11 protein-coding genes are annotated in these 12,724 nt (G+C 64.3%); 8 read left to right on the plus strand and 3 right to left on the minus strand.

Annotated features, from left to right (window positions below):
* The first annotated feature begins 21 nt into the window (after positions 1-21).
* On the plus strand, positions 22-906 hold the full coding sequence (locus LY284_RS26245; RefSeq protein ID WP_233388921.1) for a LysR substrate-binding domain-containing protein: 885 nt from the start codon (positions 22-24) through the stop codon (positions 904-906).
* Between the two features lie 4 nt (positions 907-910).
* On the opposite strand, the gene LY284_RS26250 is transcribed toward LY284_RS26245, so the two are convergent.
* Together LY284_RS26250 and LY284_RS26255 are read right to left on the minus strand one after the other, a co-directional pair.
* Positions 911-1,714 (minus strand): enoyl-CoA hydratase/isomerase family protein, encoded by an 804-nt coding sequence (locus tag LY284_RS26250; protein WP_233388923.1) that lies wholly within the window; start codon positions 1,712-1,714, stop codon positions 911-913.
* A 10-nt stretch (positions 1,715-1,724) separates the two neighbouring features.
* Complete coding sequence (locus LY284_RS26255; protein ID WP_233388925.1) at positions 1,725-2,477, minus strand: SDR family NAD(P)-dependent oxidoreductase; 753 nt, start codon at positions 2,475-2,477, stop codon at positions 1,725-1,727.
* A gap of 191 nt (positions 2,478-2,668) precedes the next feature.
* Here LY284_RS26255 and LY284_RS26260 point away from each other — a divergent pair, with 191 nt between their 5' ends.
* Both LY284_RS26260 and LY284_RS26265 read left to right on the plus strand, forming a co-directional pair.
* Positions 2,669-3,970 (plus strand): MFS transporter, encoded by a 1,302-nt coding sequence (locus LY284_RS26260; RefSeq protein WP_233388927.1) that lies wholly within the window; start codon positions 2,669-2,671, stop codon positions 3,968-3,970.
* A gap of 33 nt (positions 3,971-4,003) precedes the next feature.
* Positions 4,004-5,176, plus strand: coding sequence for a thiolase family protein (locus tag LY284_RS26265; RefSeq protein ID WP_233388929.1), 1,173 nt, complete (start codon positions 4,004-4,006; stop codon positions 5,174-5,176).
* Here LY284_RS26265 and LY284_RS26270 read toward each other — a convergent pair whose 3' ends face one another.
* Positions 5,177-5,947 (minus strand): DeoR/GlpR family DNA-binding transcription regulator, encoded by a 771-nt coding sequence (locus LY284_RS26270; protein ID WP_233388931.1) that lies wholly within the window; start codon positions 5,945-5,947, stop codon positions 5,177-5,179.
* A 262-nt stretch (positions 5,948-6,209) separates the two neighbouring features.
* On the opposite strand from LY284_RS26270, the gene LY284_RS26275 reads away from it, so the two are divergent.
* The 5 genes from LY284_RS26275 (at position 6,210) to LY284_RS26295 (ending at position 12,511) form a co-directional block, all read left to right on the plus strand.
* A complete protein-coding gene (locus LY284_RS26275) occupies positions 6,210-7,226 on the plus strand; it encodes a 2-keto-3-deoxygluconate permease (protein ID WP_014251792.1) in 1,017 nt (338 codons plus the stop codon).
* On the plus strand, positions 7,223-8,485 hold the full coding sequence (locus LY284_RS26280; protein WP_233388933.1) for a four-carbon acid sugar kinase family protein: 1,263 nt from the start codon (positions 7,223-7,225) through the stop codon (positions 8,483-8,485). The genes LY284_RS26275 and LY284_RS26280 overlap by 4 nt, the downstream gene beginning before the upstream one ends.
* Before the next feature lie 25 nt (positions 8,486-8,510).
* Entirely contained in the window at positions 8,511-9,512 is a 1,002-nt protein-coding gene (gene pdxA / locus LY284_RS26285) for a 4-hydroxythreonine-4-phosphate dehydrogenase PdxA (RefSeq protein WP_233388935.1), read from the plus strand.
* Between the two features lie 48 nt (positions 9,513-9,560).
* Positions 9,561-10,940, plus strand: coding sequence for a CoA transferase (locus LY284_RS26290; RefSeq protein WP_233388937.1), 1,380 nt, complete (start codon positions 9,561-9,563; stop codon positions 10,938-10,940).
* Between the two features lie 176 nt (positions 10,941-11,116).
* Positions 11,117-12,511, plus strand: a complete 1,395-nt coding sequence (locus tag LY284_RS26295) for a toll/interleukin-1 receptor domain-containing protein (RefSeq protein WP_233388940.1) — start codon at positions 11,117-11,119, stop codon at positions 12,509-12,511.
* Positions 12,512-12,724: the final 213 nt, after the last annotated feature.

Raw genomic sequence — 12,724 nt, forward strand, 5'->3', positions numbered from 1 at the left:
GCACATTGCTACCATTTTTCGATGCGAACCCTTCCGTCACTCAACGCGCTGCGCGCCTTCGAAGTCTGCGGGCGCCTGCTCAGCATTCAGCTCGCCGCCGATGAACTGAACGTCACGCCCGCCGCCGTCAGCCGGCAGATCAAGCTGCTCGAAGACCAGCTCGGCGTGCTGCTGTTCGAGCGCGGACATCGCGCGATCACGCTCACGCCGATGGGCTCGCGCTATCTCGCCGACGTCATTCGCAGCTTCGACACGCTGCGCACCGCGACCGTCAATCTCACCGAGGCGCGGCGGCGGCGCACGCTGAAAATCCGCGCCTACACCACGTTCTCGATGAACTGGCTGCTGCCGCGTCTCTCGACGTTTCATCGCGATCATCCGGATATCGAAGTGAGCCTGACAACCTCGCTTCAGCCGGTCGACTTCAACGCCGAAGACGTCGATGCGGCGATTCGCCTGTCGCATGCGCCTTCGTCCGATTTCGGCTTCGACCGGCTCGTGCCGAACGAACTCGTGCCCGTATGCAGCCCGGCGTTCCTGCAAGCGCATCCCGATCTCGGCGACGCCACGCCCGAAAGCTTGCGCAACGTACCGCTCCTGCATTCGCTCGCGCGCCGCGAAGACTGGGCCAAGTGGCTCGACGCCGCCGGCGTGCGCGGCGTGAATCCGCTCGGCGGCCTGAGTTACGAAAGCTCGATCCTCGCGTACTTCGCCGCCACGCAAGGGCACGGCATTGCCATCGCCCAGCGCGTGCTCGTCGAAGAGCAGTTGCGCGCGGGCACGCTCGTCATGCCGTTTTCCTTCGTGCTCGATCTGGGCGCGTTCACGTACTACCTGATCTATCCGCCCGCGCATCTTGCGAATCCGGAATTCGCCGCGTTCCGCACGTGGCTGCTGGCCGCCTGATGTTTCAGCGCCCGCGATAAACCGGCTGGCGCTTCTCCGCGAACGCCTTGCGTCCTTCGACGCGGTCTTCCGATTCGCGCATCGCGCCCCACGCCAGCTCGGTGAATTCGAGCGCCTGCGCGAGCGGCACGTTGGCGCTCGTCTCGATGACCTTCTTGATCATCTGGACCGCGAGCGGTCCGTTCGATGCGATGCTTCGCGCGAGTGCGAGCGCATCGTCGAGCAACGCGTCCGGCTCCGCGATATCCGATATCAAACCGATCCGATGCGCATATGCCGCATCGATCTTCGCGCCGGTGAAAAGCATCTTCATCGCAATCGCGGAGGGCACCGCGCGCTGCAACGCCTGTATGCCGCACACGGCGGGAATGCTCGCGACGACCGCTTCCGGCAAGCCGAACACCGCGCTTTTCGATGCGATGCGCAGATCGCATTGCAGCGCGAGTTCGAGCCCGCCGCCGAGGCAATAGCCGTTGATCGCGGCGATCATCGGCTTGAAGATGCGCAGCGAACTCAGCTCCATCAGCCGCACGTAAATGCCTTCCGCGCCCGCGCGATCGAGCGACTTCACGAACGACGATCCGAACGATGTCGAAGGCGGCAGCGTGCGCTTCAGATCCGCGCCCACGCAGAACGATTTCGACCCCGCGCCGGTGAGGACGATCACGCGCACGTCGTCATCGTCGCGGGCATCGGCGAGGCGCGCGCGCAGTTCGACAAGACTGTCTAGATCGAGCGCGTTGAGCGCTTCGGGCCGATCGAGCGTCACGATGGCCACATGGCCGGACACGCTGTAGCGAATGCTCATCGTCGTCTCCTTACACGCTCGGCGACGCGAGCGAGCGCCCGCCGCACACGTAAAGCGTCTGGCCCGTGATGTACGACGCCTCGCGACGCGCGAAAAAACGCACCGCTTCCGCGATATCGTCCGGCGTGCCGATACGCTGCACGGGCACGGATTTCTTCAGCTTCTCCTGCAGCTCGATATCAAAAGCCTGAAACAAGGGCGTATCCACGATGCCGGGCGCGACTGCGTTCACCGTCACGCCGTCCTTCGCCCATTCGAGCGCGAGACTGCGCGTGAGACTCACGACGCCGCCCTTCGCCGCCGAATAGTTCGCCTGCCCCGCGCCGCCGAGCCACGCGCGCGACGAGATGTTCACGATGCGCCCGTACTTCGCGGCGCTCATAGGCGCGAGCACGGCGCGGCAGCAGAGAAATTGCGACTTGAGATTGACGTCGATGACCGCGTCCCAGTCGTCGTCGCTCATGCGCGTGATGCGCTTGTCGCGCACGATGCCCGCGTTGTTCACGAGCACGTCGATTCTTTGAAAGCGCTCGATCACGGCGTCCACCGCGTTATTCACCGATGCGCTGTCCGTCACATCGACCGGCAGCGCGATCACGTCCGCGCCTTGCGTGGCGAGTCGCGTCGCGGCTTCGTCGAGCGCCACGCGATCGAGATCGAATAGCGCGATGCGCTTGCCGTCGCGGGCCAAACCCTGCGCGATGCCGAAACCGATGCCTTTCGCGCCGCCCGTGACGATCGCGACTTCCTTCGATGCATTCATTGCTGTCTCCTTGAACGAATGCCCCGATGCTAGGACTTCATCGGCCACGCGCTCAAACGACATTTTTTGCGCGCTCGATTGAGTTTTTTTGCTTAACAAGAAGTCAATCGAGCGCGCAAAAAATGTCGTTTGAGCGCCTGCAAAGCCAACTCTACGATGCGTCCATCCCATACCCATACGGAGACGACATCATGGACACCACGCTTCCGAACGTCGCGCAGCCCGCCGCGACTTCACTCACGCGAGCGCAGAAAAAAGCGATCGTCGCGGCGACGCTCGGCACCATCGTCGAGTTCACGGACTGGATCATCTACGCGACGTTCGCCTCGCTGTTCTCGCGCCAGTTCTTTCCCGCCGACAACGCCAGCATCGCGCTGCTCGCGACCTTCGCGGTCTTCGCGGTCGGCTTCGTGATGCGGCCGATCGGCGGCGCGCTGCTCGGCGCGTATGCGGACCGCCACGGGCGCAAGAACGGCCTCGCGCTCTCCGTGGCGCTCATGGCGGGCAGCTCGCTCGTGATCGCGGCGTGTCCGGGCTATGCGTCGATCGGCGTCGCCGCGCCGCTCGTGCTGGTCGCGGCGCGGCTCGTGCAGGGGTTTGCCGCGGGCGGCGAGTTCGGCTCGGCATCGACTTTCCTGATGGAATCGGCGACGCCCGCGCGACGCGGCTTCGCGGGATCGTGGCAGCACTTCGCGGTGAACGCGGGCGTGCTCGTGGCGGCCTCGATCGGCGCGCTGCTCACGTCGATGATCGACGCGCCTTCGATGGCCGCGTGGGGCTGGCGCGTCGCGTTCACGATCGCGGGGCTGATGGGCTTCGTCGCGCTGTGGTTCCGTCTTGCCGTCGCGGAGACCGATGCGTTCAAGAAGAGCGCATCGGCACGGCAGCACACGCGGCATCCGTTCGTCACGATCGTGCGCGAACACCGGCGCGCGGCGTTGCGCGTGATCGGCATCGCAATGGCGGGCAATCTCTGCGTCTATCTCTGGCTCGTGATGTTTCCGACGCTCGCCCATATGCGCGGCCTGCCGCTGCGCGATGCGTTCAGCGCGAGCGTCGTGTCGATCGTCGTCTCGCTCGTCGCGATTCCGTTGCTCGGCATCCTGTCGGACCGCATCGGACGCAAGCCCGTGCTGCTCGCCTTCGCCGCCGGCTCCGCGCTGTTCGCCTGGCCCGCGCTGCACTTTCTCAGCAACGACTACGGCACCGCGACGCTCATCGTCACCATCGGCATGGTGCTGTCGTCGGGTTTCGCCGCGACCTGCGCCACCGTGATGGCCGAGCAGTTCCCCGCGCATGTGAGAGCCACGGGCGTCGCGCTTCCCTATGCGATCTCCGCGGCGCTTTTCGGCGGCACGCTGCCGACCATCGTCACCGCGATGAACAACGCCGGTCTCGCGCACTACCTGTGGATCTACGTGGCGGCCGTGTGCGTGGCGAGCTGCGTCGTCTATGCGCGCATGCCGGAAACGCGCGGCAAGACGCTCGATTAAGACCTTCTTTCTTTACATGCAATGGAGACAACCATGCGCAAAGTAGTGATCGGCGGCGTCGGCATGACGCCCTTCGGCAAGTTTCTCGAACGCAATCTGAAGTCGCTCGCGGAAGAAGCGGTGTCGCTCGCGCTGAAAGACGCGCACGTCGGCGTGAACGATGTGGACCGCGTGTTCTTCGGCAACGCGGCGGCGGGTGTCGTCACCGGGCAGGAGATGATTCGCGCGCAGTCGTCGCTGCGCAACACGGGCCTCGATGGCAAGCCGATGTTCAACGTGGAGAATGCGTGCGCGTCGGGCAGTTCGGCGCTGAATCTCGCGTGGCTCGCGGTGGCGTCGGGGCAAGTGGAAACGGCGCTCGTCGTCGGCGTGGAGAAGCTCTCGCACGAGGACAAGTCGGTTTCGTTCGGCGCGTTCGCGAAGGCGGTCGATCTCGAAGAGCCGCTGCCCGAAGGCGTGACGACCGGAACCGGCTCGCTCTTCATGGACTTGTACGCGGCAAAGGCGCGCAAGTGGATGGAAAAGACCGGCGCCGATGCGAGCGATTTCGCGCGCGTCGTCGTGAAGAGCCGTCATGCGGGTTCGCTCAATCCGCACGCGCAGTTCCGCAAAGAAACGAGCGTCGAGGAAGTGCTGACGAGCCGCATGGTCAGCGATCCGCTGACGCTTTTCATGTGCTCGTCGATCGGCGATGGCGGCGCTGCCGTCTTCATCTGCTCCGAAGACTTCGCGGCGAAACACGACATTCAGCCGGTGTTCATCCGCGCAAGCTCGATCGTTTCGGCGAAAGCGGACGGCTCCGGCGAACTGGTCGCGGTGCGCGCGGCGCGCGAGGCGTATGAGGAAGCGGGCATCGGGCCGGAGGACGTGCATGTCGTCGAATTGCACGATGCATCCGCGCCCGCCGAGCTCATTCACTACGAGAACCTCGGCCTGTGCGCGCCCGGCGATGCGCCGAAGCTGATCCGTTCGGGCGAGACGGATATCGGCGGGCGCATCAGCGTGAATCCGAGCGGCGGCTTGCTGTCGCGCGGGCATCCGGTCGGCGCGACGGGCGTCGCGCAGATCGTGGAACTGACGCAGCAGTTGCGCGGCCGGGCGGGCGCGCGGCAACGCCCTCACGCGAAGGTCGCGCTCGCGGAAAACAACGGCGGTCAGCTCGCGGGCGATTCGGCCGTCGCGCTGGTCACGATTCTGTCGACCTGATCAGTCGTTGGGATCGGCGAGTTCCACCGTCACATTCTCCTGCTCTTCGAAGCGCGCGAGCACCGGCGCTTCGGCCAACGCATCGGTCACGAGCGTCCAGTCGCGCGCGAGCGGCGTCCAGTGCTGCTGGCTCGCGCGCTCCAGCTTGTTCGACGTGACCAGCACGAACAACCCGGCCGCCTGGCGCGCGATGCATTCCTTCAGAAACGCCTGCTCCGCCGTGGCTTCGCACAGCCCGCGGCCCGCGACGACGCCGTCCGCGCCGAGAAACGCCTTGTCGAACGTGACGCGCGAGAGCGCCACCTGCGCGAAGGCCCCGAGCGTGCTCATGCTCGACGGCCGCACGTCGCCGCCGATCAGCGTCACGCGCACATCCGCCGCCGCGAGCACGCCGACCGCGAGCAGATTGTTCGTGACGACGTGAATCTGCGTGCGTCCGGCAAGGCAGCGCGCGAGCGCGGCGGTGGTCGTGCCGCCGTCGAGAAAGATCGTGTCGCCGTCCTGCACGTGTTTCGCAGCCGCGCGCGCGATCGCTTCCTTCTGCTCCCGAAAACTCTCGCGCCGCGTATCGAGCGATTCTTCCGGCTCGTGCATCCCCACCGACGCCGCGCCTCCATACGTGCGCACGATGCGCCGTTCGTCCGCGAGCGCGCGCAGGTCGCGCCGCACCGTCGCCTCGGACATGCCGAAGTGATCGCACAGCGCGGCGACATCGTTCATGCCCGAGAGCACGGCCTTGAGCATCGCCTCGCGGCGTTTCTCGACTTTCATCCTGTTCCCTGAATTCTTGCGGTTGCGGCGGCGAGGCTTAGTGTAGCGAACTGGCCGGGACCATCGAATGCTCGCCCTGCCCGGCACCGCGTCAAACATTTTGACTGATTCGATCATTCGAGCAGGCGAAAGCGCGCGAATCGATCAGAGTAAACCCGTAGATCGACCGATTTGCGCAAAACACCCCGGACGACTACACTCCGATTTGATCGATTCAATCACTTATTGATCGAATCGGACGGAAACCACAGTGGAGACTTGCATGGCTCAAATTCACATCAAGCGCGCCGTCGAGCGCGTACCCGGCGGGATGATGATCGTCCCGCTCCTGATCGGCTCGCTGATCGCGACCTTCCTGCCCGGCATGCCGAAGTTCTTCGGCTCGTTCACGAGCGCGCTTTTCACCGGCGCGCTGCCGATTCTCGCGGTGTTCTACGTCTGCATGGGCGCGAGCATCGACGTGAAGGCGACGCCGTATCTCATCAAGAAAGGCGGCGCGCTGTTCGCGACGAAAGTCGGCACGGCGATCGTCGCGGGCATCGTGCTCGGGCATTTCCTCGGCGAGCAGCCGATCACGTCGGGCCTGTTCGCCGGCCTTTCGACGCTCGCCGTCGTCGCCGCGATGAACGATACGAACGGCGGCCTGTACATGGCGCTGATGGGCCAGTACGGCCGCTCGGAGGACGTGGGCGCATACACGATCATGTCGCTCGAATCCGGCCCGTTCCTGACGATGGTCACGCTCGGCGTCGCGGGCCTCTCCGCGTTCCCGTGGCCGACGCTCGTCGGCAGCATCCTGCCGCTCGCAGTCGGCATGCTGCTCGGCAACCTCGATCGCGAGATGCGCGACTTCCTCGCCCGCGCCGTGCCGGTGATGATTCCGTTCTTCGCGCTGGCGCTCGGCGCGGGGCTCGATCTGCACAAGGTCTGGCAGGCGGGCCTGCTCGGCATCGGCCTGGGTCTCGCGGTCGTCATCGTGACGGGCATTCCGCTCTACTTCGCGGATCGTCTGACGGGCGGCACGGGCGTGGCGGGCGCGGCGGCGGCGAATACCGCGGGCAACGCGGCGGCCGTTCCGGCGCTGATCGCGGCGGCCAATCCGGTCTATGAAGAAGCGGCGAAATCGGCGACGTTGCTGGTCGCGGCTTGCGTCGTCGTCACCGCGATCATCTCGCCGATCCTGACGGCGTCCATCGCGAAGCGCGTGAATGCGCGCAACGAGGCGCGCGCGTCGTCCGATTCGAAGGAACGCGCGAAGGCACGCGGGGCCACGCAATGAAGAGCTTGCTGATCGTCGCGGACGATCTCTCGGGCGCGGCCGACTGCGCGATTCCGTTCGCGGCGGCGGGTTCGAAGACGATCGTCTCGCTCGATGCGAACGCGCCGCACGACGACGCGGCCGTCATCGCCGCCGACACCGACACGCGCCGCCTCACGCCCGCCGAAGCCGCGAAGCGCACCACGGCCGCGTGGCAGGCGTTGCGCGCGCCGGGACGCCGCCTCTACAAGAAGATCGATTCGACCTTGCGCGGCAACTGGACCGCCGAAGTCGCGGCGCTGACGAAGCTCGCCGGCCCGGCGATCGTCACGCCCGCGTTTCCGGCGACGGGCCGCATCGTGCGCGATGGCCGCGTGATCGTGCGCGGCGTGCCGCTCGAAGACACCGAAACGTGGCAGCTCGAAAACGCCGGGCAGAAAGCCGAACTGCGCGTCATGCTCGACATGGTCGGCCTGCGCACGGCGCATGTTTCGCTCGACGCGTTGCGCGCCGCGCCGCGGGACATCGCGGCAATGGTGGCATCGGCGGCGACGGCGAAAGGCATCGACGCGATCGTCGTCGATGCCGAAACCAGCGACGATCTCGCCACGCTCGCACGCGTGACCACCGCCGTGGACGCGGAGTTTTTCTGGGTCGGCTCGGGCGGCCTCGCCCGCGAGCTGGCCGCCTTGCCCGATCTGTTCGATGCGAGAGCTTCCGTGCCGGCGGCGCGTTCCGTCGAGCCTGCGCGCGGCCCGATCCTCGCGCTCGTCGGCAGTCTTTCGGCGATTTCGGAGCGTCAATGCGCGATGCTCTGCGCCGAAGCCGGCGTCCAGGAAATGATCGTGCCGCCCGCCGTGTTGCGCGAGGGCGCGCGGCATCCGGAATGGCAGGCGTGGAGCGAGCGCATCGGCGCTTCGGTGCGCGATCAGATCGACGCGATCGTGCGCATCGGTCGCGACGACGCGTTCGATCCCGCCGAGGGCGCGCTGCTCTCGACTGCGCTGGCGGCGCTCGTCGCGCCCTCTTTCGATGCGCTCGGCGGGCTCATCGCGACCGGCGGCGAAACCGCGCGCGCGATGCTCGCGGCGGCTCACGTCGGCAGCCTGGAACTCGTGACCGAGATCGAGGCGGGCGTCGCACTCGGGCGGCCATCGAATGGAAACGGAACTTCAAGCGGACCGTCGATCGTGACGAAAGCCGGCGCGTTCGGCAGCGAGCACGCATTGCTCGGCGCTTACCTGCATTTGCGCGGCGCGGACCTTCCCGTCGCGCGTTGAGAACAGACATCACCAGACGAACATCATGAGCAACTATCTTCCCGTAATCGGCATCACGATGGGCGACGCGACCGGCGTCGGCCCGGAAGTCGTCGTCAAGAGCCTCGCGCACGATGCGGTCTACAAGCAGTGCCGTCCGCTCGTGATCGGCGACGCGCGGCGTCTCGAACGCGCGAACCAGATCACCGGCGGCAAGGCGACGGTGCGGCGCGTCAAGGACGCCACCGAGGCGCGTTACGAGCCGGGCGTGATCGATTGCATTGACCTCGGCCTGATTCCCGACGACCTGCCCTTCGGCGAACTGTCTGCGGTCGCGGGCGATGCGGCCTACCAGTACATCGCGCGCGCCGTCGAGTTGGCGCAGGCGAATCAGATCGACGCGATCTGCACCGCGCCGCTTAACAAGGAAGCGCTGCACGCGGGCGGCCACAAGTTTCCCGGCCACACGGAAATGCTCGCGCATCTGACCGGCGTCGACGAAGTCTCGATGATGCTCGTTGCGCCGCAATTGCGCGTGATTCACGTCACGACGCATATCGGCATCATCGATGCGATCCGCAAGATCGAGCCGGGTCTCGTCGAGCGCACGATCGAGCGCGGCAATGCGACGCTCGTGAAGGCGGGCATTGCGAAGCCGCGTATCGGCGTGTGCGGGATCAATCCGCATGCGGGCGAAAACGGTCTCTTCGGCTATGGCGAGGAAGAAGAGAAGATCATTCCCGCCGTGAAAGTGCTGCAGGAACGCGGCCTGGACGTGACCGGCCCGCTGCCCGCCGACACGCTGTTCTATCGCGCGGGGCGTGGCGATTTCGATCTCGTCGTCGCGATGTATCACGATCAGGGGCACGGTCCCGTGAAGGTGCTCGGCCTCGAAGCCGGCGTGAACGTGACGGTCGGGCTCGACGTGATCCGCACGTCGGTCGATCACGGCACGGCCTTCGATATCGCCGGCAAGGGCATCGCCGACGAAGGCAGCATGCTCGAAGCGCTGCGTCAGGGCGCGGAACTGGCGACACGGCGTCATTGACGCGTATGGCGTGATAATGGGCGCTTCACATATGTGCGAGCGCCCGTCATGACTGCTTCTCTCGATACGCTGCGCAACCTATGGCGCATCGCCGGCTTGCCCGACGATGCGCTTTCTTTCGTCGACCTTTCCGGTCGCGATCCGGTTTTTCCTTCCACCTTTGCTGTCGGCACCGCCGCGCAGGCCACCATCGGCGCGGCGGCGCTCGCTGCGTGCGAACTGGCGCATGCACGCGGCGTCGAGCGGCAGCGCGTGGCGGTCGACATGACGCATGCGGCCGTCGAATGCACGGGCGCGTTCACCCTCGATGGCAAGGAGCCCGAGACGTGGGGGCGCTTCTCCGGTCTCTATCGATGCGCCGATGGCTACGTGCGCATTCACGCGAACTTCGAACATCATCAGGATGGCGCGCTGCGTTTGCTCGGACTCGACCCGAAGACGGCGACGCGCGAGGATGCCGAGCGCGCGTTGCTGGCGTGGCGCGGTTGCGATTTCGAGGATGCGGCGGCGGCGCAGGGGCTCGTCGCGACGATGCTGCGCACGTTCGACGAATGGGATGCGACGCCGCAGGGGCGCGCCATTGCCGCGCAGCCGCTGATGACGATCACGCGTATCGGCGATGGGCCTGCGCTTGCGTTGCCGGCTTTATCGGCTAACGCGCGTCCGCTCGATGGCGTTCGCGTGCTCGATCTCACACGCATTCTCGCGGGACCGGTCGGCGGGCGCGCGCTGGCTGCGTTCGGCGCGGATGTGATGCTCGTGAACGGGCCGCATCTGCCGAACATTCCGGCGATCGCGGATACGAGCCGCGGCAAACGTTCGGCGTTGCTCGATCTGCGGTCGGCTTCGGAGCGGGACATGCTCTGGCGTTTGATCGATGAGGCGCATGTGTTTGCGCAGGGTTATCGGCCGGGCGGAGTCGCGTCGCTCGGGTTCGGGCCGGAGGCGCTGGCGGCGCGCCGGCCGGGGATCGTTTATACGTCGCTGACGGCTTATGGTACGCGTGGACCGTGGGCTTCCCGGCGTGGCTTCGATTCGCTCGTGCAGACCGCGATGGGCTTCAATGCGGCCGAAGGCGAGGCGGCGGGCGATGGCAAGCCGCGTCCGTTGCCGATGCAGATGCTCGATATGGCGAGCGGGTTTTTGATGGCTTTTGGGGCTGCGGCAGCGTTGTGGAAGCAGCAGCGGGAAGGCGGGAGCTGGCATGTGGAGGTTTCGCTCGCGCAGACGGGGCACTGGTTGCGGGGGTTGGGTCGCGTCGATGGCGGATTGAAGGTTGTGAAGCCGGATATCGCGGGGTTTGTCGAGCGGTATGAGTCGGGGTTTGGGGAGTTGGTGGCGGTGACGCCGAGTGCGCAACTGGAGCGGACGGGGGCGGGGTATGTGAGGCGGTCGGAGAGGCCGGGGGTGTCGGCGGCGAGGTGGTAAGGGGCCCATCTAGCCCGCAGACAGGATTGTTTTAAAAGTATCCTCCTCCTACTATGAGGAATCGATCGGGCCGGTGTCGCACCGGAGTGATCGGTCGATTCGTGGGGGTATCAATGGCGAAACACCGGCTTCTTTATCTGCACCGCCGACATTTTGGACTCGACGGTCCGGACGCCATGATGGGAAAACTGCTGTACGAGGCATTAAAGACGGACCTCGATGCTGCAGTGACTTCGCATATGATCATTCCTGACTCTGTTTCCGAGGGACTTCCACAATCTATCCTCGATGACGTAATCACGCAGAGCGAATTCCATCGGTCGGGCGTCAACGTGGTGTATCTAGAGGGCGGATTAGATTCCCACTGTCTGACGGGGTTCGACGGCTCAGACTGGAAGATGTCGGCTCCAATGATCGAGGAGTTCGCAAGGCGTGGAGGGATTGTCGTCGTATCGGATCTTGATATCAACATCGCACAGTCGATCGACGAGGACCGGTTCGGACGTCTCTTCAAGGCATGGTTTCGACGTGAAGATGGCAGGCAAGGTAATCCGATCGAAATCGTCGACCCGGGACGCTGTGAGAATTCATATTGGTCAGAGATTTGGGTCGATTGTGAAGCTGCGCGAACCCATTGCGCGGAATGGCTCCAGCCAATATACAACGGCCTTTCCACTATTCTGGTAGGTGGTCCTTTAGAGCTGCGGAATTGTCAAAGCTGGCTTGCCAATGTTGTCAGTCGTACTATGGGAACCATGTGTGAAGACTGTTGGTGGGAACACCCTGCGACTGGATTCGATCCGCACAGCCTTCGTTATCACCCACAAAGTCCGATGGGCAGAGGCAGCTTCGGGCCTTTCGCGTCGGTCTGCCAACTGGGAAGAGGCTATCTGGTTGCAATCGCAGCCAGAGTCTCATCGGATTATGTGACTAAAAAAAGCCACGGAAACATCGAGTGGATTATCAATATAATCCGACATCTCCGGGCAGCCGTCGAGAATCATGAAAGGCTGGGGTCCATCGCTCGTTTTCGCGGGGTCTGTTTATTTCTCAGCCACCGTTCGGTGGACAAGCCTGTCGTAGAAGCCATTTCGGATAATCTGTTCAAAACCGGAATTTCGACCTGGTTGGACAAAGAGAGAATGCTTCCGTCAGACTCTCTCGGGCTTTCGTTGAATGCGGGCTTGACCGAGTCTAGTCACTTTACTATCTTTTGGTCGAAACACTGCAAGGACGCACCGTGGGTGCATTTCGAGCTCGGGAGCGCAATATCGGCATGTATCGAGAGAAGAAAGCCGATTCTGGTCGTTGCTCTAGACGACACCCCTCCGCCGGACAGCTTAGCCCAGTTTATCCGGATAAATGGAAAGGGTACGCCGCAAGAGACTTCCAGGCTCATTTACGACGCCCTCGCTGCACTTGTCGATCGGGAGTCACTGAATCGAGTTAAAGAAGCGGCGGCTGTTGAACAAACGGATGTCGGGGATGCCATCGCCGGCGAAAAGTTGAATCGAAGGGCTTCGACGGAAGTTGTTGGCCCGTTTCGTCGAAGAAGACGGAAGCCTCGTTAAAAAGCATTTGTCAAGCGAGCATTTTTTTTAGTCGCAGTGCCGATGCTTCGCGGCCACGCTTCATCTTCATCAATTGAAAGATGCCGCCGATAGACGTAATTCATCCGTCAACGCCCCGCTTTTCAAGTATTGCTTCAATGCGTCGTCATGCTTCACCGCAGAGTTTTCCTCAAGAGCGACCCGCGCCACGGCGCAACATCTATCTGACCGGCG

The sequence above is a fragment of the Caballeronia sp. PC1 genome (assembly GCF_021353155.1).
Taxonomy (GTDB): Bacteria; Pseudomonadota; Gammaproteobacteria; order Burkholderiales; family Burkholderiaceae; genus Caballeronia; species Caballeronia cordobensis.